General features: G+C 72.8%; 15 protein-coding genes and 1 pseudogene. 7 read left to right on the top strand and 9 right to left on the bottom strand.

Translation table 11 applies throughout. The features are described from left to right. The 4 genes from ACLQ23_RS17355 to ACLQ23_RS17340 all read right to left on the bottom strand — a co-directional run bounded on the left by ACLQ23_RS17355 (position 1) and on the right by ACLQ23_RS17340 (position 9,184). Positions 1–5,805: a type I polyketide synthase gene (locus ACLQ23_RS17355; RefSeq protein ID WP_053660701.1), complete on the bottom strand. Its 5,805-nt coding sequence runs from the start codon at positions 5,803–5,805 to the stop codon at positions 1–3. 74 nt (positions 5,806–5,879) lie between these two features. Next, positions 5,880–6,851, bottom strand: a complete 972-nt coding sequence (locus tag ACLQ23_RS17350) for a DUF1702 family protein (protein WP_053660703.1) — start codon at positions 6,849–6,851, stop codon at positions 5,880–5,882. A 140-nt stretch (positions 6,852–6,991) separates the two neighbouring features. Then, the gene (locus tag ACLQ23_RS17345) at positions 6,992–7,987 is read right to left on the bottom strand and encodes a DUF1702 family protein (protein ID WP_425880799.1); all 996 of its coding nucleotides are present in this window, start codon (positions 7,985–7,987) and stop codon (positions 6,992–6,994) included. A gap of 138 nt (positions 7,988–8,125) precedes the next feature. After that, positions 8,126–9,184 (bottom strand): carboxymuconolactone decarboxylase family protein, encoded by a 1,059-nt coding sequence (locus ACLQ23_RS17340; protein ID WP_157553016.1) that lies wholly within the window; start codon positions 9,182–9,184, stop codon positions 8,126–8,128. A 461-nt stretch (positions 9,185–9,645) separates the two neighbouring features. Here ACLQ23_RS17340 and ACLQ23_RS17335 point away from each other — a divergent pair, with 461 nt between their 5' ends. From ACLQ23_RS17335 to aroH, 7 genes are all read left to right on the top strand, one after another. Then, positions 9,646–10,209: a DUF5987 family protein gene (locus tag ACLQ23_RS17335; RefSeq protein WP_053660709.1), complete on the top strand. Its 564-nt coding sequence runs from the start codon at positions 9,646–9,648 to the stop codon at positions 10,207–10,209. After that, positions 10,206–11,858, top strand: coding sequence for an FAD-dependent oxidoreductase (locus ACLQ23_RS17330; protein ID WP_053660711.1), 1,653 nt, complete (start codon positions 10,206–10,208; stop codon positions 11,856–11,858). The genes ACLQ23_RS17335 and ACLQ23_RS17330 overlap by 4 nt, the downstream gene beginning before the upstream one ends. Positions 11,859–11,956: 98 nt before the next feature. Continuing rightward, a complete protein-coding gene (locus tag ACLQ23_RS17325) occupies positions 11,957–13,018 on the top strand; it encodes a carboxymuconolactone decarboxylase family protein (protein ID WP_231640231.1) in 1,062 nt (353 codons plus the stop codon). Further along, positions 13,015–14,745 carry a DHA2 family efflux MFS transporter permease subunit gene (locus ACLQ23_RS17320; RefSeq protein ID WP_355633120.1) on the top strand — a complete coding sequence of 577 codons (1,731 nt, stop codon included), beginning with the start codon at positions 13,015–13,017 and terminating at the stop codon, positions 14,743–14,745. The genes ACLQ23_RS17325 and ACLQ23_RS17320 overlap by 4 nt, the downstream gene beginning before the upstream one ends. A gap of 91 nt (positions 14,746–14,836) precedes the next feature. Further along, positions 14,837–16,054, top strand: a complete 1,218-nt coding sequence (locus tag ACLQ23_RS17315) for an acyl-CoA dehydrogenase family protein (protein WP_053660718.1) — start codon at positions 14,837–14,839, stop codon at positions 16,052–16,054. A 73-nt stretch (positions 16,055–16,127) separates the two neighbouring features. Next, positions 16,128–16,925, top strand: a complete 798-nt coding sequence (locus ACLQ23_RS17310) for a TIGR03084 family metal-binding protein (protein WP_053660720.1) — start codon at positions 16,128–16,130, stop codon at positions 16,923–16,925. Positions 16,926–17,034: 109 nt separating this feature from the next. Further along, on the top strand, positions 17,035–17,445 hold the full coding sequence (gene aroH / locus ACLQ23_RS17305) for a chorismate mutase (RefSeq protein WP_053660722.1): 411 nt from the start codon (positions 17,035–17,037) through the stop codon (positions 17,443–17,445). Positions 17,446–17,541: 96 nt separating this feature from the next. Here the strand turns inward: aroH and ACLQ23_RS17300 are convergent, their stop codons facing one another. From ACLQ23_RS17300 to pdhA, 5 genes and pseudogenes are all read right to left on the bottom strand, one after another. Further along, positions 17,542–18,885 carry an extracellular solute-binding protein gene (locus ACLQ23_RS17300; protein ID WP_053660724.1) on the bottom strand — a complete coding sequence of 448 codons (1,344 nt, stop codon included), beginning with the start codon at positions 18,883–18,885 and terminating at the stop codon, positions 17,542–17,544. A gap of 139 nt (positions 18,886–19,024) precedes the next feature. After that, entirely contained in the window at positions 19,025–19,720 is a 696-nt protein-coding gene (locus ACLQ23_RS17295; RefSeq protein WP_355593439.1) for a hypothetical protein, read from the bottom strand. After that, positions 19,714–21,063 (bottom strand): dihydrolipoamide acetyltransferase family protein, encoded by a 1,350-nt coding sequence (locus ACLQ23_RS17290; protein WP_197281664.1) that lies wholly within the window; start codon positions 21,061–21,063, stop codon positions 19,714–19,716. Before ACLQ23_RS17290 ends, ACLQ23_RS17295 begins: the two co-directional genes overlap by 7 nt. A gap of 2 nt (positions 21,064–21,065) precedes the next feature. Beyond that, positions 21,066–22,019, bottom strand: coding sequence for an alpha-ketoacid dehydrogenase subunit beta (locus ACLQ23_RS17285; RefSeq protein WP_255353061.1), 954 nt, complete (start codon positions 22,017–22,019; stop codon positions 21,066–21,068). Positions 22,020–22,112: 93 nt separating this feature from the next. Beyond that, a pseudogene (pdhA, locus tag ACLQ23_RS17280) lies at positions 22,113–23,189 on the bottom strand (pyruvate dehydrogenase (acetyl-transferring) E1 component subunit alpha); the annotation flags it as partial. Between the last annotated feature and the right edge of the window lie 2 nt (positions 23,190–23,191).

Here is a 23,191-nt window from a genome sequence, read left to right as displayed (position 1 = left end):
TCAGTGGCTCCCCTCGGTCAGCACCGCGATCACGACGGGTCCGCCGACGTCGCGCAGGGTCGTCGCCGTCACGGCGATGCGGTGGCCAGCCGCGGCGAACACCGTCCACCCCGGACGTGGCGTGGACAGCAGCGTCAGCGGCTCCCGGTTGGTGTGGCCGACCTTCTGCAGGCACTCGACGGCGGTCCAGGCACGGGTGGCGGCGGTCGACAGGTCCTCACCTGTCGCCTCGCGGATCGCCTCCGCCAGCGCGAGGTGCTGCCCGAGCAGGCCCTGCCATACCGAGTCCGGACGCTCCTCGACCAGTTCCAGGTCGCAGGCGACGGGACCGTCGGCCACCACGGCCAGGGTCACCCCGGCGCCGTGGCTGCTCGACACCACGCGACCATCGTCGAGCTCCGGCCGACCGTCCGGCCGGTATCGCACCGGCACCGGCTCGCCGCAGGCCCGGCTGACGGCCGTCGCGGTCTGCGCCCGACGGGCGGCTACGAAGTCGCCGGACGCCGCCTCGCCGTCCGGCTCCACGGCGGTGGCCACGTCGACCCCGAGGAGATCGGCCACCGTACGCTGCAGGTAGGGGCCGAGCAGCGGCGGCGCCCACGGTCCGCGGCCGTCGTTCTTGCGTACCGCCCGCAGACGCAGCCCCTCCCAGCGCTCCAAGGGTTTCCCGGCACCGTCGCGCAGCACCACGTCGTAGACGTAGGTGTCCCCGTCACGCTGCCGTTCGGTGGCGCAGAAGCGCAGCCCTTCGGCGTCGAACACGGCTGGCCCGGCCGCCTGGACCCGGGCGATCCCGGCCGGCAGCAGGGTCGCGTCGGGCACACAGACCTGAAGTCCGTGCATCAGCGCGTCCCGGGTGCCCGGGTCGCCCAGCAGGAGCCGACCCGGCAGGAACCCGGCGAACCAGTCCGTCGTCGGGTCCACCGCCACCGCAACGTCGACGTCGCGGGCGGCGACCCGGTGATAGCGGCGCAGGCGCTGGAAGCGGTCGCCCTGGAACAGCACCGGGCCGTACAGCTCGGCGGCCGGGTCCAGAGGCACCGTCGGCAGTTCGTCGTGGACCTGGGCGGGCGGCCCGTCGGCGACGGCGACGGCGCCGGTGCGCAACTGTGCCCGGAAGTGGTCGACCACGAATCCGGTCTCCTCGCTGTGCAGCGCCACCTCCACCGTGTCCGGGCCGGTCACCACCGCCGCGATCCGGATCGTGGTGGTGCCGTCCGGTGGCACCACCACCGGACGGAGGAACTCGGCCCGCTCGATCACCGGCACCGCTTCGTCGCCGGTGAGCGCGGCGGTGACCTGCGCCATGGCCTCCATGCCGAAGACCGCCGGGAAGAGCAGGTTGCCGTCGAGCAGGTGGTCGGCCAGGTAGCGGTCGGTGCCCGCGTTGAGCGCGACCTCGGACACCAGCTCCACCCCGTGGTAGCGGATCAGCGGACGTTCGACGAAACGCAGCAGCGGCAGCTCGGGCAGGTCGTACCGGACCGTGTCGACGCCCTCCGTACGGCCACTGATGACCACCCGGTCCGGGCTGTCCTGGTCCGACAGGAGCCGGCGCAGGATCGCGATGCCCTGGTCGGGAGTGATCGGCGTGACGCCGTCGCGGGTCAGCGACTCCACCACCGACAGCCGCTCCCCCATGCCGACCCCGGACCAGACCGACCACTCCAGACACCGGGTACGGCATTGCGGGTGTTCGCGACCGAACTCTCGGGTGAGGTCGGCCAGCCACTCGTTCGCGGTGGCGTAATGCCCCTCGCCCCGCAGACCGGCACGACCGATGATGCTGCCCAGGGTGACAAGCAACCGCAGCCGGGCCGGGTCGACGGCGGCGAGCACCGCGCGCAGACCGTCGATCTTGGGAGCGAAGGTACGCCGGAAGGCGTCGCGGTCCAGCTGCGTGATCGCCGCCGGCTCGTTGCGTCCCGCGCCGTGCAGCACGCCGGTGACCGGACCCAGCTCCGCCACCATCTCGTCGACGGCCCGCTTGACCTCGTCGGCGTCGGTGACGTCGGCGCGGGCGTACCGCACCCGCACGCCGGCATCGGCCATCCGCTTCAGGTTCGCCTCCAGCTCGGCGTCCTGCGCCGGGTCGCTGCGCCCGAGCAGCGCCAGCGCCGCACCGGTGTCGACGGCGACGGCGAGCGCGCACTCGGCGGTGATGCCCTTGCCGCCGCCGCTCACCAGCAGCACGTCAGTGGCGGCCAGCGGCAGGTCGGTACGGGTCGGCTCGACGGGCAGCACCCGCAGCGTCGGAACCCGGCGAACCCCCGCCTCGTCGTAGTACGCCTCGGTGAACTCGCCCGTCGCGGCCACCTCGGCAACCACCCGCTCGACCTCGGCGTCGCCGACCGGCAGGTGCACGATTGTCACCCGCAGCCGTGGCGCCTCCAGCCGCAGAGTCTTGGCCAGCCCGGCCGCGCCCCGGTCCCGCTGGACGAGCACGAACCGGTCGCCCGCGACGCCGGCCAGCGCTGCCTTCGCCCCGTCGAGCGCCAGCCCGACCTGGTCCTCGGTGCACCCCGACGGTAGGCAGACCAGCACTCCGCCGCCGACCCCGGCCGACTCCAGCGCCGTACGCAGCGCCGGGCCGAGCGGATCTGACGCGTCCGCGTACATCTGCCACGTGCCGCGCTGTCCCGTCGGGACCGGCGGCGGCAGTGGCACCTCGTCGAGGTCGACCGACCACGGCCGGGCCCACCCGGCGGCGCCCGCGACCGGCGCGCCCGCCGCCGCGTCGCCCGGCTGCGCCGTCTGCGCGAGGGTGTCGAGCGCCTCGGCCAACTCCCGCACCGTGGCGGTGGCGAAGTTCGTCGGTGTCTGCGCCGGCGGCACCGCGAGCTGCGCCGCGACCTGGTTGACGACCTGGCCGACGGTGATCGAGCTCAGGTGCAGGTCGTCGAGGAGCCGGCTGTCCTGATGGACGAGTTCCAACGGCAGCTCGGCGCGCTCGGCCGCGAGACGTCGGAGCAGTTCGATTGCCGGTTCCGAAGCGCCGCCGGGCACGGGTGCCTGCGCGATACCGGGCAGGGACGCCGTCGTTTCCGTCGCCGCCCCGAGCGGCCGGGTACGGGCCGGCAGGTGGACCGGCGGTGCGGCCGAGCACGGGCTGGCGAAGAAGCTGAACTCCTGCCCCAGCCGCAGCGGACGCACCAGCCGGCCGTGGAACAGCGGGGCCTCGTTCACCGGGGCGCCGACCACGTACGCCGCGCCGACCACCCCGAGCAGCCCGGCCAGCGACTCGCTGTCGGTGTCCAGGGCGACCGCGGGGGTGTCGGTGATCGCCGTGGCCAGCCCCGTGAGCACCCGGCCTGGGCCGACCTCGACGAAGAGGTCGATGTCCTTGGCCGCCACGGTCACGGCCTGGGCGAACAGCACCGGGTCGGTGATCTGCCGGTGCAGCAGCGCCCGCACGTCGGTGTCGGCCGACAGCGCGTCACCGGTCACCGTGGAGACGACCCGGCGGGTCACCGGACCGAACCGCTCGTCGGCAAGCGTGGCGGCGAACGTGGCTGCGGCCGGCGCCACGAGCGGGGAGTGGAAGGCGTGCGAGACGTTCAGCCGGGTCGCGCCGACGCCCGCCTGCCGGGCGCGCTCGCACACGGCCTCGATCTCGTCCACCGACCCGGCGACCACCGTCTGGTTCGGCCCGTTGTGCCCGCCGATCACCACCGACGTGCCGGCGATGAGCTGCGCGACGGCGTCCGCCGAGGCGCTGATGCCGGCCATCGTGCCGGACGCGCTGTGCCGGCTCATCGTCGAGCCGCGGACGGCGGCCACCCGCAGCAGGTCCTCCTCCTGCATCGCGTCGGCCCAGTGCAGCGCGGACAGCTCGCCGAGGCTGTGCCCGACCGCCACCGTCGCCTCCAAGCCCAGGGTGTCCAGCACCCGCAGGCCGGCCATCGAACCGGTGACGATGCGCGGCTGAGCCACCTCCGTCGCCACCGCGTCGGCGCCCACCGGCAGGGCAGCCCGCACGTACACCTCCTCGGCTTCGGCGAAGCGTCGCCGCAGCGCGCCTCCGCTGAGGCCGCGACCGGAGCCCTGCCCGGGGAAGAGGTAACCGATCCGGCCGGGGCCGGTGGCGTGGCCGAGGAAGCACCGGCCGTCCGAGCCGAAGTAGCTCGTCTCACCGGAGGTGATCTTCTCGCGCAGTGTCCGCAGCCGCCGCTCGGCGTCCTCCGGTGAGGACACCACCGTCGCCGCCCGGAACGGCAGGTCGCGCAGCTCCTGGTGCAGGGTGGCCGACAGGTCGGCGAGCTGGCCGTACGCGACGCCGGGCACGAACGCCAACAGCTGGTCGATCCGCTCACCCAGCTCGTCCAGGGTCGACGCGTCCACGACCAGCAGCTCGACGTCCTGCAGGGACGAGGCCAGCGCGGCTGTGCGGGTGTCCAACCGGCCGCGACGGCGGGCGTCGGTGTTCTCCAGCACGATGTGGGTGTTGATTCCGCCGAAGCCCATCGCGGTGACACCGGCCCGGACCGGCACGTCGGTCGGGAAGGGCTCGGCCTTGCGCAGCACCCGCAGCGCGGCCCCGTCCTCGGTGAGCAGGTCGTGCGGCTCCACGCAGCCGATGGCCGGCGGCAGCACCCGGTGGTGCACGGCCATGGCGGCCTTGATCAGGCCGGCCACCCCGGCAGCCGCCTTGGTGTGGCCGATCATGCCCTTGACCGAGCTGATCGCGGCGGGGGCGGCGGCCGGGCCAGCCGACCGGCGGGCCAGCGTCAACGCCCGTAGCTCGGTGGCGTCGCCCACCGCCGTGCCCGTGCCGTGGCCCTCGAACAGCGCGACGGTCTCGACGCCGAAGCCGGCCCGCTCGTATGCCCGCCGGAGGGCCAGCTGGTAGCCGCTGACCTCGGGGCGGGTGATCCCGCCCTTGCCGTCGGAGGAGATGCCCCAACCGGCGATCGTCGTGTAGATGCGGTGCCCGGCGCGGCGTGCCTCGTCCTCGCGCATCAGCACCACCATGCCGCAGCCCTCACCGGGCCAGAACCCGTTGGAGCCCTGGTCGTACACCCGCATCTCGCCGGTGGCGAGGGCGCCGGTCTTGGCGAAGCCGATCACCTCGAACGGGTCGATCGAGAGGTCGACACCGCCGGCGACGACGACGTCGAGTTCCCCGTCCACCAGACCCTTGCAGGCCGTCGCCACCGACAGCAGCGAGGACGAACAGGCTCCGTCGACGGTGTAGCCGCCGCCCTTGAGGTCGAAGTGGTTGCAGATCCGCCCGGCGATGGTGTTCGACAAGCCGCCGGCCAGGGTGTCCTCGTCGATCTCCGGGAACGGGCTCTTGAATGTGGACTCGAAGTCGTCGAGGAACGTCGTGAGCTGGTCGTCGTCCCAGTTCTGGTCCTTCAGGGCGGCGGCCACCATGCGCCGCACGAAAGGCCAGCGCAGGCGCAGCTGGTTCGCGCGGGAGAACTCGCCGGTCAGACTGTTGCCGACGATCACGCCGGTCCGCTCGCGCGGCACCCCCTCGGCCATCGGGAAACCGGCGTCGGCCAGGGCCATCGCCGCGACGTCCAGAGCCAGCCAGTGGGTCAGGTCCGTGGAGCGGTAGGTGCTGCCGGCCACCTTGTAGGCGATCCGGTCGAACTCGTACCCCTCGATCACGGCGGCGTTGCGGGAGTAGAACTTGTCCGGGGCCTTCGGGTCGGCGTCCCAGTACTCGTCGAGGGACATGCGTTCGTCGGGCATGCGGCGGAAGGCTCGGCGTCCCGCGATCGCGTTTTCCCACAACTCGCGTGGTGAGGTCGCGTCCGGGTATCGGCATGCCATGCCCACGATGGCGATTCTTGTCATGTGCTCAGGACCCTCCTTGTACCTGAACCCGGCCGTCGCCGGCCGGGGTCCTGCGTGAGTCGTCGTACGGGGCGTCAGCACTGCCCGAGCGACACGAACGATGCGGTGATGCGCTGCCGCCAGATCTCCCAGGACGGCAGGGATTCGCCGTCGGGCAGATCGACCAGCGCCTCGTCGGTCACCTTCTGCGCCTGTTCCGCCGACATCCCGCAGAAGATCTGGGTGGCCAGTTCGGTGTGCGGGCCGAGCAACCCGGCCCGTACACGCGCGCCGGCGGCGAACGCGGCCCCCTGGGCTAGCTGTGGCCGGTGCTCGCCGGCGAGGCGCCACAGTGCCCGCAGCTCCTCCTCGTCGCCGCCACCGGCGTAGGTGGCGGCGAGCCCGGTGCCGCTCCAGAGGTCAGCTCGGCGTTCTGGCTGGTACGCCTCGATCATGCGCGCGACCTCGCCGGGGTCGGTGCCGCCGACGAACCACAGTGCCCGGCCGATGCCCTGGTCGATGGCGTGGTCGGCGTACCAGCGGTACTCGTCGAGCGGCCAGGGGAAGTTCTTCTCGCGGTACTGCTGCCGCACGTACCTGTCGGTGTGGAAGTAGGCCTGGTGGAAGCCGTAGCCGTCCAGTACCAGCCAGCGCAGCAACCGGTCCGGGGCGGTGAGGGTGGACCAGCGCAGCCGGGGCAGCCGGGCCATCGCCCAGCCCACCCCGACGTACGCCATGTAGACGTGCGCGTCACCGCGCCCGGCCAGCATCTCCGACACGTACCGGGGTCGACCGAGACGCAGCCCGTCCCGGATCGCGAATCCCATCGCCGCGCCCTCGTAGGCGAATCCGCGGAATCGGAAAGGCACACTTTCCAACTCCCGTTCGGCGTCTGCCACGGCGGACGCCTCGGCGGCGTACCCGAAGCCGCGCAGGAAGCTGGCGCCGACCGTCTCCAGCAGCTCACGTGCCTGCGGGTTCTTGACGTGGAAACCTCGTACGTCGAGTTTCGTCTCCGAAACGTCCGGCGTCAGTATTCGCCGCCTCAGCTTCCCGGACACACCCATGAAACGCTCCCTGCATCGTCGCGCCAATCGGAAAGAGTTTCCGGGGAAATCGTCCCAAGTAATCGACGGAAACTGCTTCTTCGAATGTGCCGAGCAGGCGTTCGGCAATTTCGCGACAACGGCGTGGGGCAAGCGCTCCGTCAGCCGTGCCGCAACGACGCGTCGACCGGCAACCGATCGCGGACCAGGCTGCGCCAGGTCTCGTAGTGCGGCTCCGCGGCCGGGACGGTGGAATCGACCACGACGTCGTCGGCCAGCGCCCCCGCGGCGTCGGCGGACAGGTCCGCCAGCGCGCGGACGGCGGCCTCGGTGTGCGCGGGCACCGTGCCCGCCCAGGTGCGCGCCTTCGCGGCGAAGACGGCGCCCTGGGCCAGATCCCGCGCGTGCCCACCGGCCTGGCGGCGCAGCGCCGCGAGCCCGTCGGGGCCGCACTGACCGGCGAAGGTGGCGGCGAGCCCGACGCCGCTCCAGAGATCCGCCCGGCGTGCCGCGGCGAAGCGGTCCACGGCGGCGACGACCTGCGGCACCTGTCCACCGTGGATGAACCAGAGTGCGCGACCGACACCCTGGTCCCAGGCGCGCGCGAAGTACTCCGGGTGGCCGTCCCACGGGTACGGCTTCGGCCGGCGCTGCCCGTCGACCCAGCGCGGCGTGTCGAAGTAGGCACGGTCGAAGCCCAGGCCGTCGACGGCCAGCCAACTCATCGTCGGGTGGTAGGGCACGTCCGGCAGGTCGGGCAGCACCCGGGCCCACAGCGGCCGGGGCAGCCGGGCCATGGCGAACCCGATGCCGATGTACGCGAGGAAGATGTGCCGGCGCCCCGGCCCCCGCAGCAGCGCCTCGGTGCGCCGCCCTCGGCCGCCAGCCATCGCGTCCCGGACGGTGCACGCCATCGTGGCGCCCTCGTAGGCGAAGCCTCGCTGCTCCGGGTCGACCAGTTCGAGGCGCCGTTCCAACTCCCACAACTCGCGCACGTCGATGCCCCACTCGAAGCCGCAGATCACCGCCTGCGGGATCGCCTCCAATCGGCGGGTCACGTCCTCGGGCGCCGGGGGGAAGCCCCTACGCTGGAAGCTGACCTCCGCCATGGACGGCGTCATCATCAGGCTGCGCACTGCACCCATTACGGTCGGCATGGTTCCTCCTGCCCCGGTGTCGGGTAAGACGGCCCCATCGTCGTACGCGCCTGCGTGGCGGGGCGTCTCCTGCCGTGCGCTGTGACGCCTCAGGCGGGCTGCGGGCGTCCCGGGTGCGCTCCTCGGCGCCTGGGCCGGTCACCCGGTCGCCCGGTGCCAGGCGCCGACCCGGCGGGCCGCGGCGAAGCTCGCCCAGGCTGTCAGCTCCACAAGGGCGACGTCGTCGGAATGCTGGTCCCGGAAGGCGGTCACCACGTCCTCGTCGACCTGGTAGGAAGCCACGGCGGTGAGCAGGGCGAGCCGTCCGGCCGCACGGTCGGCGGGCTCCAGGTCGGCGACCAGGAGATCGCACCAGCGCCGGCTCAACCCGGTCTCCTCCCCCTGCCAGTCGGCAAGACGATCCAGGACCACCTGTCGGACCGCCGGGGACACCGACCGCGCGCCGGCCGCGTCGAACACGGCGGCGGAACGGGCCACCGCGGCAGCCACCGTGGGGCTGGTACGGGCCCAGTCGGCGTCGGGCGGCAGCGGCGCGTCGGGCAGCAGCGGCACGGACAGTCCGGCGGCGCGCGGCTGCCGCAGCGTCGGACGCAGCACGCGACTGACCCCGCGCTTGAACCGGCGCCGCGCCTCCGGGCTGAGCCGCGGCGGCAGCAGGAAGCTGGACAGGAAGACATTCACCATCCGGGTCAGGTAGTGCATGGCGACCAGGACGCCGACCAACTCCGGGCGGTGCCGGTCGTCGAACGGCGCGGGCAGCGGAGCCCGCCCCGGCTCGGCGGCGGTACGCGCCCAGGCCGCCAGCGACCGCAGGCCCCCGTCGCGCAGTTCCTCGATGCGGTCGGCGACCAACGCCTCGGCGTCGTGCTCGCCGGTCAGGTCGTACATGCCGGTGCTGTGCATGTCGACGCAGTAGGGGCAGATGTTGGCGGTGGAGACGGCAGTCGCCACCGCCTCCTTGACGTCGCGGCCGATGGTGTTGCTCGGCAGCATCGGCTCACGCATGAGCATCCAGTACGCGGCGGCCAACTCCGGCACCGGCGAGTGCAGTTGCACAGGCGGGCTGACCAGGCCCATCTCGTCCGCGGTCTGCTGGTAGACGGTCCGCAGCAGCCCGGTGGCGGCGCCGACCGGCACCGGCGTGACGTACTTGACCTGCCGCTGCGCGACCGACGCCGCGATGCGTCTGGCGACCATGCCGTCCTCCTCGTGCACGGGCCGCGCCGCACTCGGCGCGAGGGTGCCTGTGGACCTGGATACTGGCGGCACGGACGGCGCCGCAAGCGTTCGTGGCGGTCAGAGCACGCTCGGAGAAACACCGGCGTCCGGCGTTTCACGACGACCACTCCCGCTGCCATTCATCGCGTTTACCTGTGTGCTATCCATATCGCTTCGACGTCGGGGAATACCGGCGCGGCCCGGTTACCGCACAGACGATTCCGCGCGCTGTTGCCCGACCGTATTCCTGCGCACGCCGGGAGATGCGTGGCGTGCGACGCCGATCGCACGATGTGGCGGCAGCGGACGGGCTGACGCGCCCCGGCGCCGCCGGGCGATCCACCCACGGCCGCAGGCCGACAGCCCGCCCAGGAATCCGTAGACGGCGGGCACAAACGGCCGGCAGACGCCGGAAAGAGTCCCGTCGAGGAGGTGACGTGATGAGTTCCGAACCCGAATCCCACGGCTGGACGATGACGCTCGAGGCGTTTGCCGACACGATCATTCCGGGCGAGAAACGCTTTCCCGAGGACCGTGCGATTGCCGGGGTTTCCACCGGCGGAGGCGCGGTCGCGTCCGGCGCCCTCGACATGCTCACCCACCCGGCCGGCGGTCTCGCCGAATCGCTGGACGGCCTGGTGGCGCTCCTGAACGGGCACGCGGCGGAGTACGCGGCGGAGCGCGGTCTGGACCTGGACGCCGACCTGCCCGCGTTCGTCGCGCTGGACTATTCGCACCGGGCGGCACTGGTGCAGATCCTCACCGCCCCGGAGCACCCGGAGAAGAGCATCTGGGTGGGGATGGCCCTGTTCAGCAACATGGCCTTCGACAGCGCCGCGCACCTGAGCACGCCGCAGGCCCTCGCCGAGGGTCACCCCGGCCTGATGACCATCGGATACGCGCCGCCCGGGCCGGACGGCCTCTGGCGCTTCGGACAGTTCTCGTACGGACGGCAACTCGCCGCCCTCCACCCGCGGACCACCACGACGGGGAGCCCTTCATGACCAGTATCGAGAGCACCGACGTCGTCGTGATCGGCAGTGGTTTCGGTGGGGCGATCGCCGCCTACCACCTGGCCGCCGGCGGGGCCCGTGTGGTCGTCCTCGAACGAGGACCGTGGTTGGACGCCGACGAGTTCGACCACGACTTCAAGCTGGGCGCCTCGTACACCCGGATCTTCGACTTCGTGGTCGGCGACGGGATGAGCGTGCTCAGCGGCAACTGCGTGGGCGGTGGCAGCGTGGTCTACTTCGCCACCATGCCGCGCGCGCCGCGCTTCGTCTTCGAGCGGCGCGGCAGCATCGGCCGCCGCATGTGGCCTGCGGCCATCAACCGGGACACCCTCGACCCCTGGTACGACGTGGTCACCGAGTCCCTGCCGGTGACGCCGCAGGGCTGGGAGACGGTGCCGTACGGCGGCGGACTGTGGGCGGCGGCCTGCGCACACGCCGGCCGGACGGCCAACCCGGTGCCGTCGGCGGTGAACGTCGACGAGTGCACCAACTGCAACTGGATGATGGCCGGCTGCCGCTTCGACGCGAAGAAGTCGTTGCTGCTCAACTACCTGCCGGGTGCCGTCGCCCACGGAGCGCAGATCCGTCCGCTGCACGAGGTGCAGCACCTGTCCCGCACCGACGACGGCGGCTACCGGGTGCACTTCCGGATCGTCGACGACGAGGATTACCGGGTGTTGCACGACACCGGCGCGATCGACGCGAAGATCGTCATCTTGGCTGCCGGCGCGGGCGCGACGCCGGTCATCCTGCAACGGTCGGAGGCGACGCTGGGCCGCATGCCGCATGCTGTCGGGCGCTACTTCTCCGGCAACGGCGAACGCCTCAACACCGCCGCGTTCGACGAGGACAAGGTCCGTGAGGTGCTGGGGCTGAGCCGTCCGGACGGGGTGCCGTACGAGGCGCACCAGATCGGCCGTGGACCGGTCGTGGCGAGCTGGGACCGGCTCGACCCGGACCTTCCGGAGTACGAGCGGTACTCGCTGGAGCAGCTCTACTTCCCGCCCGGGCTGGGCACGATCCTGGCACAGGCCCCGGACGCCAGCGGCCCCACCTGGTTCGGCGTCGACAAGAAGGACTTCCTTCGCAAGTGGAAGTCCTGGCTCACCATCTTCACGATGTCCGAGGACGACAACGAGGGCGTGTTCGGGGCACCACCGGAGACCGGCAACGCGCGCCGCTTCTCGCAGCAGATGCTCGGCCACGGCCCGCTGAGCTACCGGCCGACGTCCAACACCCTGCGCGGCTGGGGGCTCGCCGACGCCGACGTACGGGACATCCTCGAACGCGACGGCCTCGCGAAGGTCATGCCGTGGACAAATGACCTGGTCGGCGCGTACACCGTGCACCCGCTGGCGTCCTGCCGGATCGGCGACGATCCGGAGACGTCCGCCCTGGACGACGGGCACGAGCTGCGCAACCATCCCGGCATCTTCGTCACCGACGGCTCGGCGGTGCCCGGCGCGCTCACCGTCAACCCGGCACTCACCATCTCGGCCCTCGCCGAGCGGGCCATGCCCGGAATCGTCCGCGCCGCACAGGAACGCGGCGTGCGGGTCACCTACGGGGCACCGCCGCCCGCGCCGGTGGCCAGCTCGCGCGTCGCCGCCGGCTCGCCACATCCGGCAGCGGCCCGCTGATCCCCGCGCGGCGCCCGTGGCCGGGCCACGGGCCCCGCGCCGCACAGGAGAGGACCGCCATGGCTCTACTGATCGCTCGGGCGACTCGGGGCGCTGCGATGAGGCAGATCCGCTACGTCGCCCCGGTGCCACCGCACGCGGCCACCGGCCTCGTGCGCACTGTGTACCGGCAGATGGAGCGGGATTTCGGCATGCTTGCCACACCTGTCGCGCTGCACGCCGCCGCACCGGACGTGCTCGCCGCGTGCTGGTCCCTGCTGCGCGAGACACTGCTCGCCCAGGGGACCGTCAGCCGCGCGACCAAGGAACTCGTCGCGGCGGCGGTGTCGGTCGGCAACGCCTGCCCGTACTGCGTGGACGTACACGGCGCGGCACTGACCGGACTGGCCGGAACGGACCGCGACGCCGCGGTCTTGGCGGCGGACCGGATCGACGACCTCCCCGACGCCGGGACGAGGGCACTGGCCCGGTGGGCGCGGGCCAGCGGCCAGATCGAGGGTCGCCCCACCCCGCCGTTCGCGCCGGCCGACGCGGCGGAGCTGATCGGCGTCGCCGTCGCGTTCCACTATCTCAACCGGATGGTGAACATCTTCCTGCCGGACTCGCCGGTGCCCGCGCCGATGCGCCGGCTCGGCGCGGACCGCTCGCGCCGGATGGCCGCCCGGCTCCTCGGCCCGCTCGCCCGCCGGAGGGTCGTGCCCGGCACCGTTCTGCCGCCGCTGCCGCCGGAAGCCTCGCCACCCGACCTGGCGTGGGCGGACGGGCACGCCACCATCGCCGACGCGGTGGCCCGGACGGCGGCGATCGACGCGGCGGGAGAACGCAGCGTGCCGGTCCGGGTCCGCTCGCTGGTGCTCACCCACCTGGTCCGGGGCACCGCGCCGCCCGGCCCAACTGAACGGCACCGGATCACCGAGGCTGTCGCCGAGCTTCCACCTGGCGACCGGGCCGCCGGCGAGTTGGCCCTGTTGACGGCGCTCGCCTCGTATCGGGTCACCGAACGGGAGGTCGAGGCGTTCCGGCAACAGCAGCCGGCCGACGCCACGCTTATCGACCTGACGTCCTGGGCGAGCCTGGCCGCCGCTCGGCAGGTCGGGCTGCGGCTCCGCGCCGATCTGGTCGCCGTGTCCGAGGCACGGGTCGAGGAGGCCGGCCGGTGAGCGAGCCCGCCGCGCGGCGCAATCCGTGGGTCGCGCTGGCGGTGCTGTGCCTGGGCAACTTCCTCATCCTGCTCGACACGAGCATCGTCAACACCGCAGCACCGCAGATCATGCGCGATCTCGACACCGGCATCGACGAGATCCTCTGGGTGCTGAACGCCTACCTCCTGGCGCTGGCGTCGTTGCTCATCGTCGCCGGCCGGTTGGGTGACCTGCTGGGCCCGCGCCGGGTGTTCGTCGCCGGACTCGCCGGATTCGCGGTGGCCTCCCTGCTGTGTGGGGCGGCGCGGACCCCGGGTGAGCTGATCGCCGCCCGGGCCGTGCAGGGTGTCGCGGCGGCCACCCTGCTGCCCCAGGCGCTGGTGCTCATCTCCGCTATCTTTCCGCCGGCCCGGCGGGGAGCCGCGTTCGGCATCTTCACCGCCGTGGCCGGGCTGGCGGCGGTCAGCGGACCCACGCTGGGCGGGCTGCTCCTGACCGACCTCGGCTGGCGCTGGATCTTCCTGATCAACATTCCGCTCGGCGTCGCCGGGGTGGTGGCCACGCTACGGCTGGTGCCGGATCTGCGATCACCCCGCCCGTCCGGCTTCGACCCGGTCGGCGTGCTGCTCGCCACGGCCGGTCTGGTCGCCGTCGCCTACGCGCTGGTCGAGGGCGAACGACTGAGTTGGGGTCCTGCGATCGGCGCCGTGACGGTGCCGATGATCCTGGTCGCCGGCGTGGTGATGCTGCTCGTCTTCGTCGGCTGGGAACGCCGGCACCGCGCACCGCTGGTGCCGACCCGACTGTTCGGCGACCGTACCTTCACCGCCGCGGTCGTCATCACAATGAGCACGTCGTTCGCGCTCTACGGCTTCCTGCTGGTCTTCGTCATCGAGACCCAGACGTTGCTCGGCATGAGCCCGCTGCTGGCCGGGGTCACCGCGCTGCCGTGGACGCTGACACTCAGCGCCGTGGCCCCCGTCGCCGGTCGCCTCACCGACCGGGTCGGCGGTCGGCTCCTGCTGATGGTCGGGCTGGCGGCGTTCGCGGCCGGGGTGTTCGCGGTGGCCGTCGTCCCGGGGACGGACGCCACCCCGGCGACGTTCGTGCTACCGCTGATGCTGGTGGGGGTCGGGATGGGGGCGGCCATCGCACCCACCACGACCGAGGCGATGCGGGCCGTACCACAAGTGCTGGGCGGGGCGGCGTCCGGCGTGCTCAACACCGCGCGTCAGGTGGGCGGGGTGCTCGGTGCCGCGGTCGCCGGCGCGCTGCTCCAGCACCGGCTGGTCGACGGGCTGCACGCCAGCGTCACCGCCCGCGCCGAGCAACTGCCGCCGGAGTTGCGTCCCGCCTTCGTGGACGGCTTCGAACGGGCCGCCGCGCACGGACTGAATCTGGGCGCGGGCCAGCACGGTGGGGTGAGTCCGCCGCCCGGTCTCGCCGCCGGCCCGGCACAGCGGTTCTCGACGGCGGCGGCGGACGCGTTCGCCGACGCCTTCCTGCCGGCGGCGCGGGCGACGCTCACCCTGGTCGCCGTCGTCCTGCTGTGCGCCGCCGTGCTCGCCGCGTTCGTCAGGCGTCGGGCCACGGTCGCGCAGCCACCCGCCGTCGTACCCCCTGTCGCCGTGTCCACAGCCGGTGCGTCCACCCGCGACCAGCGCGATCGTCGACGACCGGCGCCGCACCGGCACGTCCGCACGTCGGAAGGTGCGGCGGGAACAGGCCCGGTGCCAAGGTCGTGATGCGGATCGGCGCGCACCGGCCGGCACGGGTTCCTCCGCCACACGTCTTCCCCGCGAAACCCGTCCCGCCCGCCGATCGACGCGCCGCACCATGTCCTGCCCACGCCGTGACCCGAAGGAGCATTCTGTGGATCTCACCAACGCCCCGCCCCGGGCGGAGCTCGTGCGCCGCGCCGCCGAGCTTGCGCCGCTGCTTCAGAAGAACGCCCTCTGGCAGGAGGAGAACCGCCGCCTGCACGACACCACGATCGAGGCGTTGACCGACGCCGGCCTGCTGCGGATGCGGGTGCCCACCCGCTACGGCGGCTACGAGTCGGACATGCGCACCGTCGTGGAGGTGATCGCCGAGATCGCCCGGGGCGACGGCTCGACGTCCTGGACCCTGTCAGTCTGGGCGATCAGCACCTGGATGGCCGGCCTGTTCCCCGACGAGGTGCAGGACGAGATCTTCTCCGTGCCGGACGTGCGGATCAGCGGCATCCTCAGTCCGTCCGCGGTCGGCGTACCCGCCGACGGCGGCATCGTCCTCAACGGCAAGTGGTCGTTCAACAGCGGCGTCCAGCAGAGCTCGTGGAACACCAACGCGGCGGTCCTGGCCCACCCGAACGGCGAGTACGAGCCGATCATGGTTGCCGTGCCGATCTCCGAGCTGGAGATCATCGACGACTGGCACACGGCCGGTCTGCGCGGCTCGGGCAGCGTGACCACCGTGGCGAAGGACCTCTTCGTGCCGCAGGCGCGCGTACTACCGATGGGCCCGGTCCTGCAGGGCGTCCACCGGTCGGTCCTCAACGCCTCCTCGCCGGTCTTCCAGGCGCCGTTCATGCCGACCGCCTGCACCACCATCGGGGCCACCGCGTTGGGCCTCGGCCGCGCCGCACGGGACGCCTTCTTCGAGCGACTGCCCGGCCGCAAGATCACCTACACCAGCTACGAAAGTCAGGCGGAGGCGCCGCTGACGCACCTTCAGGTAGCGGAGGCGACGACCAAACTCGACGAAGCCGAATTCCACGCCTACCGGGCGGCGGACCGGCTGGACGGCAAGGCCGCCCGGTCCGAGCAGTGGACGCTGGAGGAGCGCGCCCGTACCCGGCTCGACCTGGGTGCGACGTGCCAGCGGACCAAGGAGGCCGTGGACATCCTGAACACGGCCAGCGGCGGCTCGTCGATCTACAACACGGTGCCGATCCAGCGCATCGAAAGGGACGTGCAGACCCTCAACCTGCACGCCATCATGCACCCCAACACCAACCTGGAGCTGTACGGGCGGATCGCCTGCGGCCTGGAACCCAACACCCTCTATCTGTGACGGGCCGGGTGGCCTCGACCGGACCGACCCGCCGAGGCCACCGTCCCTGCCCGACGAGCGGAAGGACCGACCCGTGACCCAGCAGGACGTCATTTCCGACCTCACGGCCGAAGGCGACGACATCGACCGTCTCGTCGCCGACCTCGACCCGGCCGAATGGTCGCGCCCCACCCCCGCCCCCGGCTGGACCATCGCCCACCAGATCGCCCACCTCGCGGCGACGTTCCGACTCGCGGGGACGGCGGCGGCCGAGCCCGAGGTCTTCCGGGCGATGACCGCCCGCCTCAGCAGCGACTTCGACGCCAACGTCGACGCCGCGATGGCGCCGTACCTCGCCGAGCCACCGGCGACCCTGCTCGACCGGTGGCGTGCCGAACGCGCCACCGCCGAAAAGGCACTCGCCGCGGTGCCGGCCGGTGAGATGGTGCCCTGGCTGGTCCGGCCACTGCCGGCCCCGGTGCTGGCCGCCGCCGGCATGATGGAGCTGTTCGGTCACGGCCAGGACATCGCCGACGCTCTGGCGGTACGTCGGCAGTACACCGACCGGATCGGTCACCTCGTCGGATTCGCCGTCCGCACGTGGGACTTCGGCTACCAGGCCCGCGGCCTGTCCACGCCGGACGTGCAGTTCCACTGGTCGCTCACCGGCCCGTCCGGGCAGCAGTGGGAGTTCGGGCCCGCCGACGCGGAGCAGCGGATCAGCGGGCCCGCCGCGGACTTCTGCCTCCTGGTGACCCGCCGGCGGCACCGCCAGGACCTGTCCCTGGTGGCCAGCGGACCGGACGCCGACCAGTGGCTGAACATCGCCCAGGCGTACCGGGGCCCGGCCGGAGCCGGCCGCACTCCCGGCCAGTTCACCGTCGGCGACTGACCGCCTCGATCCCGCCCGTCACGGCGCCCGGTTCCGCTCGGAGCCGGGCGCCGTCCTGACGGCCCCTGGCGACGCCGGCGTGCAACGGCCGGCGTGGAGAGGAGAATCCGTGTCCGCGCGCCGCAGCGGTCCGACCGGACCCGAGACCAGGCCGACGGTACGGGCGCTACGCGGCGCCGTGCAGGTGCCCCGCGACAGCCCTGATGACATCGCGCAGGCCACCGTCGAGCTGCTCACCGCAGTCCTCGAACGCAACGGGCTGACCGGGGACGACCTGATCAGCGTCCTGTTCACCGTCACTCCGGACCTGCGCACCGCCTTTCCGGCCACGGCTGCCCGCCGGATGGGCCTGCACGACGTGCCCCTGCTGTGCGCCACCGAGATCGGCGTACCCGATGCCCCGCCCCGGATCATCCGGCTGCTGGCACACGTGCACACCGACCGCCCGCGCGACGGCCTCCTGCACGTCTATCTCGGCGGAGCGGCAGCACTACGCCCCGATCTGCCTACCCTCGCCTGAACCCACCTCACCCGCGCCGCGCGCCGCGGCGCGGGTGCTGGGAGCACAGTCGGTCGCCCGGCGGCGGGCTGCCGCGGGGCGACCGGTGGGTGGAGATCAGGAGACGCGCAGGCAGGGCGGGTTGCGGCGGGTGCCGTCGGCGGCGACGCAGTGGGCGTTGTACTCGTCGAGGAGTCGCTGCGCCTCCTCGGTCGCCTGGGTGAAGCGCTCGGCCGGGTCGGCGTCGTGCAGGAGCACGTCGTGCATGGCTCGCGCGTTCACGTCCTGCATGCCGCCGAAGTCGCCGAAGAGCGCGCCCCGGGCGGCCGGCGAAGACCCGGACGCGGCGAGCTGGTCGACACCGACGCGGGCGTGCGGGTTCTGCGCGAACCAGCCCTCCCGCTCCAGCAGGTCCACAGCGCTGAGGGTGATCGGCAGGTAGCCGCTGACCCGGTGCCGGTCGGCCGCGTTGCGCGGGCTGTTGAGGTACTGCATGAACGCCAGGGCGCCGTCCTGCACCGCCGGGTCGAGGCCTGCGGTGAGCCAGAGGGAGTCCCCGCCGATCAGGTTGCCCACGTACGGCGCCGCCTCGTTGTGCGGCAGTCGGGCGGCAACCACGTCGAAGCCACCGTCCCGGCCGGCTTGCACCAGGTGCGGCGCGGCCACCGAGGAGCTGACGGTGAGCGCGGCCCGCTGCTCGGCGAACGCCATGAAGGTGCCACCCCAGCAGGTGCTCGGGTCCATGTCCTCGGTGTAGAGGAAGTAGCCGTCCCGGTGCAGCTGTCGCCACCAGCCGACGAACGCGAGCATCTCCGGGGAGGACAGGTCGACCGTGCGGGCCCGTCCGGACCGGCCGTTGTCGTGGTCGGCCAACAGGCCGCCCTGCTGGGCGATCGCCTGTTGGAAGATCCAGCCGTGGTTGGGCCAGGTGATGGCGTACTCCGGGCCGTCGGGCAGGGCGGCCACCGACTTGCACGCCGCCGCCACCTCGGCCCAGGTGGACGGGACGGAGGTGACGCCTGCGGCGGCGAGCATCGTGGTGTTGGCGTACAGCAGGGCGGTGGACGCCAGGGTCGGCATCGAGGCGAGATCACCGTCGACCGTGTAGAAGTCGCGGACCCGCGGCAGGACGTCGTCGAGCACTACCGCCTCGCCCAGGATCTCCCGCCGGCCGGCGATCGCGCGGGTGACCGAGGTGAACAGCGGCTGACCCGCCGTGTCCACCATGTCACGTGCCTCCTGGGTGGCGGTGAGGTAGATCTGGGCCACCGCCGGCGCGACACCCCGGTCGGCGGCCTCGGCCACCACCCGCGGCAGGTCGTGGAAGTCGTGTCCGGTGACGACGACCTCGTACTCGGGATGCCGGGCGTTGAAGCTTGCCGCCATTTCCCGGGTCTGATCCAGGAAATGTGGCGTGTTGTAGTAATGGAGCCAGAACTCCACGACGGTTCTGCCGCTCATCGCTGTCGTTCTCCCTTCCGAGGACAGTTGTGCACTGCGTCCGCCCCCGCCGTTTCGGCATTTACGGAATTCGCTCGTTCCTGAGTCATGATTCGGGTCGGCCGGGCGGAGTCGCATCTCTGTGCGTGCGGTGCGGGCCTCACCGCCCGACCGACACCCAGGTGGCCTCCGCACGGGCGGCCACCGCTCCGTCGGCGCCGTACAGCGTGGTGCGCACCAACGCCTTGCGACCCTCGACGCGGACGGCCCGGCCGACCACGAGGCACACGTCGCCGGCCCCGGGCAGACGGTCGACGACGACCGCCAGCCGACCCAACAGGTGGGTCCGACCAGCCTTGATCACGGTCCACCCGCCCGGGCAGTCCAGCGCCGCCCACACGGCGAGCCGGGCCGGCACCCCGTCGACCGGCAGCACCACGGTGGCGGCGATACCGCCGTCTGGCGTCCGCCGGGGCCGGATCCGCAGGCCGTCCGGACGCCGGGGGCCGCAGACGAAGCAGGTGGGCAGGTGGTGCGCCCCGTGCCGGGCCACCCACCCGTCGGCGGCGTCGAGGGGGGCCGGCGGCACCGCGGGGATGTCCTCCCCCCTGGGTACGACAGTGGCGACCAGCCGGCCACCCGAGGTGTGCAGGACGGCTCCCGAGGTGCCCCCGCGTAACGCCAGCGGCACGTGTAGCGGGGCGGGGCTGTGCAGCGTCACCTCCGGCACCGGCGGCGGCGCGGGCAGGGCGGCGGCGACCAGACCGCACGTCCAGCCGCCGTTGCCCGCACCGGGCGGCCCGCCGTAGCGGGGTTCGACCCGCAGCCACCGCGTCGGCCCGCTCACGGTCAACACCGGGCCAGCATCCGGACCGGGTCGGCGAGCAGGTCGGCGACGTCGCGCAGCACACCGGAGGCGAGGTCGCCGTCGACCACGCGGTGGTCGAATGAGAGCGCCAACGTGGTGACCTTGCGTACGGCGAGCGCGCCCTCGTGCACCCACGGCATGTCGCGGATCTGGCCCACCGCGAGGATCGCCGACTCACCGACGTTGGTGAGGGGCGTGCCACCGTCCACTCCGAACACTCCGGTGTTGGTGATGGTGATGGTGCCGCCGGTCAGGTCGGAGGGGGTGGACCGCCCGGCGCGCGCGGTGTCCACCTGGTTCTCGATCGCCGCGGCGAGCGCCGGCAGCCGCAGCGCGTGGGCGTCCTTCACCTTGGGTACGAGCAGCCCGCGCTCGGTCGCCACGGCGATGCCGAGGTGGACGTGGTCGCGCAGGACGATCTCCCGGGCGGGCTCGTCCCACCAGGCGTTGATCATTGGTCGCCGCTCCACAGCGAGCAGCAGGGCCCTCGCCACGAACAGGAGAGGGCTGACCCGCCGCTGCTGGAACTCGGGCATCTCGCGCAGCCGGGCCACCGCCTCGACGGTCGCGGTGACGTCGGTCTGCACCCAGGTGGTCACGTGCGGCACGGTGGCCGCCACCTGGGTCATCGCGTCGGCGGTCGATCGGCGTACGCCACGGACGGGGATGCGCGTCGGCGTGCCGGGCGCGACAGCGCGCCTGATGTCGTCGCGGGTGATCGCCCCCGCCGGGCCGGTGCCGGCGACCGTACCCAGGTCGACGCCGAGGTCACGGGCCAGCCGCCGGGCCGGCGGTGTGGCCTGCACCGCGTTGCCGCCGGGCGCGACCGACGGCCGGGGCCGGTGGGCGCGCTGCTCACCGGGGCCGGCTTCCCCACCCGGGGTGAAGCCGTAGCCGACCAGGGCGGGCGCGCGGTGCGAGCCGGCGCCGACGAGCTCCGCGCGGTCTTCGGCCGGGTCGGCAGCGGCCAGCTCGACCGCCCCGACCGGCGCGGACGCGCGGGACGCGGCCAGCCCGACGGGCGCGGTGGCCGGCTCGACCGACGTGGCCGGTCCGGCCGAAGTGGCGTCCATCTCGGCGGAGTCGACGCTGACGGCGACGGCGATCAGCGGCGTGCCGACGGGCACCGTGTCGCCCTCGGCCACCAGCAGCTCGGCGACGCGGCCCGCAAACGGGCTGGGCAGCTCGACCGCCGCCTTCGCGGTCTCGATCTCGATCAGGATCTGGTTGATGGCTACCGTGTCCCCGGGCCGTACCCGCCAGGTGAGGATCTCCGCCTCGGTCAGGCCCTCGCCCACGTCCGGAAGGTTGAAGTGCCGTAGCTCGCCCATTGTCACTCCGCGGTCATCCGGTCCACCGCGGCCAGGATGCGGTCGACGCCGGGCAGGTAGTGGCTCTCGGTCCGCGACGGCGGATACGGCGCGGAGTAGGAGCCGAGCCGCTCCACCGGGGCCTCCAGGTGGTAGAAGCAGCGTTGTGCGACGCGGGCCGCCAACTCGGCGCCGAACCCGCTGAACACCGGCGCCTCGTGCACCACGAGGCAGCGGCCGGTACGCCGCACCGAGGCCAGCACCGTCTCCTCGTCCAGCGGATTGAGCGAACGGATGTCGATGACCTCCAGAGACGTCGGGGACGCCTCCGCAGCCTCCAGGCAGGTCTTCACCATCGGCCCGTACGTGAGGACTGTGACGTCCCGCCCGGGGCGGACCACTGCCGCCCGGTCGAACGGCAGCGCCCGTCCGAGGTCCGTGTCGACAGGTCCCCGTTCCCAGTAACGGCGCTTCGGCTCGAAGAAGATCACCGGGTCCGGGCAGGCGATGGCCTGCTGGATCAGGGCGTACGCGTCGCCGGGGCTCGCGCAGGTGACCACGCGCAACCCGGGCGTGTGGGTGAAGTACGCCTCCGGCGACTCGCCGTGATGCTCCGGAGCACCCACCCCGCCGCCGAAGGGCACCCGCACCACGACCGGAAGCGCGATCCGGCCGGAGGTCCGGGCCCGCAGCCGGGCGAGCTGGGTGGTGATCTGGTTGAACGCCGGGAAGACGAACCCGTCGAACTGGATCTCGCAGACCGGCCGGTAGCCACGGAGCGCCAGCCCGATCGCGGTACCCACGATGCCGGACTCGGCCAGCGGGGTGTCGAGCACCCGGCTCTCCCCGAAGTCCTTCTGCAGACCGTCGGTGACCCGGAACACCCCGCCCAGCCGACCGACGTCCTCGCCCATCACCAACACCGCCGGGTCCTGCTCCATCGCCTTGCGCAGGCCCTCGTTGATGGCTCGCGACAGCGCCCACGTGCGCGTGGTGTGCCCGGCGACCGGGGGCGGCGGTTCGACGACGACGGCGCGGGGCGGCGGCTCCGCCACGGCATCCGGCCGGTCGGCCCGCACCTCGTCGGCGAGCTGCTGGTGCCCGACGGCGTACACGTGCGACCAGATGACGTCCGGGGCCGGCTCGGCCAGGTCCAGGCATCGCCGGCGCAGCTCCGCGCCCCGCGCGTCGACCTCGGCGTCGACGTCTGCGAAGAAGGCCGGGTCGGCGGCTCCGGTACGGGTGAGGTGAGCGCGGACCCGGGTGATCGGGTCGCGCAGCCGCCACCGTTCCAGCTCCGCCTGCTCCCGGTAGCGGGTGGGGTCGTCGGAGGTGGTGTGCGGTCCCATCCGGTAGGTGACCGCCTCGATCAACGTCGGCCCCTGGCCGGACCGGGCGTTCTCCATCGCGGCCCGGGTGACAGCCAGGCAGGCAAGCACGTCGTTGCCGTCCACCCGGATGCCGGGAAAACCGAAGCCGGCGGCCCGCCGGTACAACGGCACCCGCGACTGCTTCTCGGTCGGCACCGAGATGGCCCACTGGTTGTTCTGGCAGAAGAACACGACCGGCGCGTTCTGCGCCGCGGACCACACGAACGCCTCGTTGACGTCGCCCTCGCTGGTGGCGCCGTCGCCGAAGTAGACGATGGCGGCCTCGTCGACGCCGTCGCGCTGGATTCCCATCGCATAGCCGGTGGCGTGCAACGCGTGGCTGCCGATGACGATGGCGTACGGATGCAGTCGGTGGGCGGCGTGGTCCCAGCCCGAGTGCGCGACGCCGCGGAACGAGGCCAGCACGTCCGCCGGTGGTACTCCCCGGCACCAGGCGACGCCGTGGTCGCGGTAGGTGGGGAAGACCATGTCCAGGGCGGTAAGTGCGCGCGCGGAGCCGACCTGCGCGGCCTCCTGGCCGAGCAGGGAGGGCCAGGCGCCCAGCTCACCCTGGCGGGCCAGGGCGAGCGCCTCGGCGTCGAGGCGGCGCACCAGCAGCAGGTCGCGGTACAGGCCGCGGAGGTCCTCGGTGGACACGTCGAGTCGGTAGTCCGGATGCTCCACCCGGTCACCGTCGGGGGTGAGTAGCTGGACGAGGTCCGGCTCGGGCGCGGGCGCCTCGCCCGTCGGTGTCTCGGGCAGGGGGTCGATGGTCATGT

The organism is Micromonospora sp. DT41 (genome assembly GCF_049841715.1).
GTDB classification, from domain to species: domain Bacteria; phylum Actinomycetota; class Actinomycetes; order Mycobacteriales; family Micromonosporaceae; genus Micromonospora; species Micromonospora profundi.
This window is presented reverse-complemented; position numbering and strand designations above follow the sequence as displayed.

Excerpts from the sequence above, each read along its gene's own strand:
- ACLQ23_RS17330 (WP_053660711.1), top strand. The coding sequence starts at position 10,206 with ATGACCAGTATCGAGAGCACCGACGTCGTCGTGATCGGCAGTGGTTTC.
- ACLQ23_RS17290 (WP_197281664.1), bottom strand. The coding sequence starts at position 21,063 with ATGGGCGAGCTACGGCACTTCAACCTTCCGGACGTGGGCGAGGGCCTG.
- ACLQ23_RS17345 (WP_425880799.1), bottom strand. The coding sequence starts at position 7,987 with ATGCCGACCGTAATGGGTGCAGTGCGCAGCCTGATGATGACGCCGTCC.
- ACLQ23_RS17335 (WP_053660709.1), top strand. The coding sequence starts at position 9,646 with ATGAGTTCCGAACCCGAATCCCACGGCTGGACGATGACGCTCGAGGCG.
- ACLQ23_RS17350 (WP_053660703.1), bottom strand. The coding sequence starts at position 6,851 with ATGGGTGTGTCCGGGAAGCTGAGGCGGCGAATACTGACGCCGGACGTT.
- ACLQ23_RS17325 (WP_231640231.1), top strand. The coding sequence starts at position 11,957 with ATGAGGCAGATCCGCTACGTCGCCCCGGTGCCACCGCACGCGGCCACC.
- ACLQ23_RS17340 (WP_157553016.1), bottom strand. The coding sequence starts at position 9,184 with ATGGTCGCCAGACGCATCGCGGCGTCGGTCGCGCAGCGGCAGGTCAAG.
- ACLQ23_RS17315 (WP_053660718.1), top strand. The coding sequence starts at position 14,837 with ATGTCCTGCCCACGCCGTGACCCGAAGGAGCATTCTGTGGATCTCACC.
- ACLQ23_RS17300 (WP_053660724.1), bottom strand. The coding sequence starts at position 18,885 with ATGAGCGGCAGAACCGTCGTGGAGTTCTGGCTCCATTACTACAACACG.
- ACLQ23_RS17355 (WP_053660701.1), bottom strand. The coding sequence starts at position 5,805 with ATGACAAGAATCGCCATCGTGGGCATGGCATGCCGATACCCGGACGCG.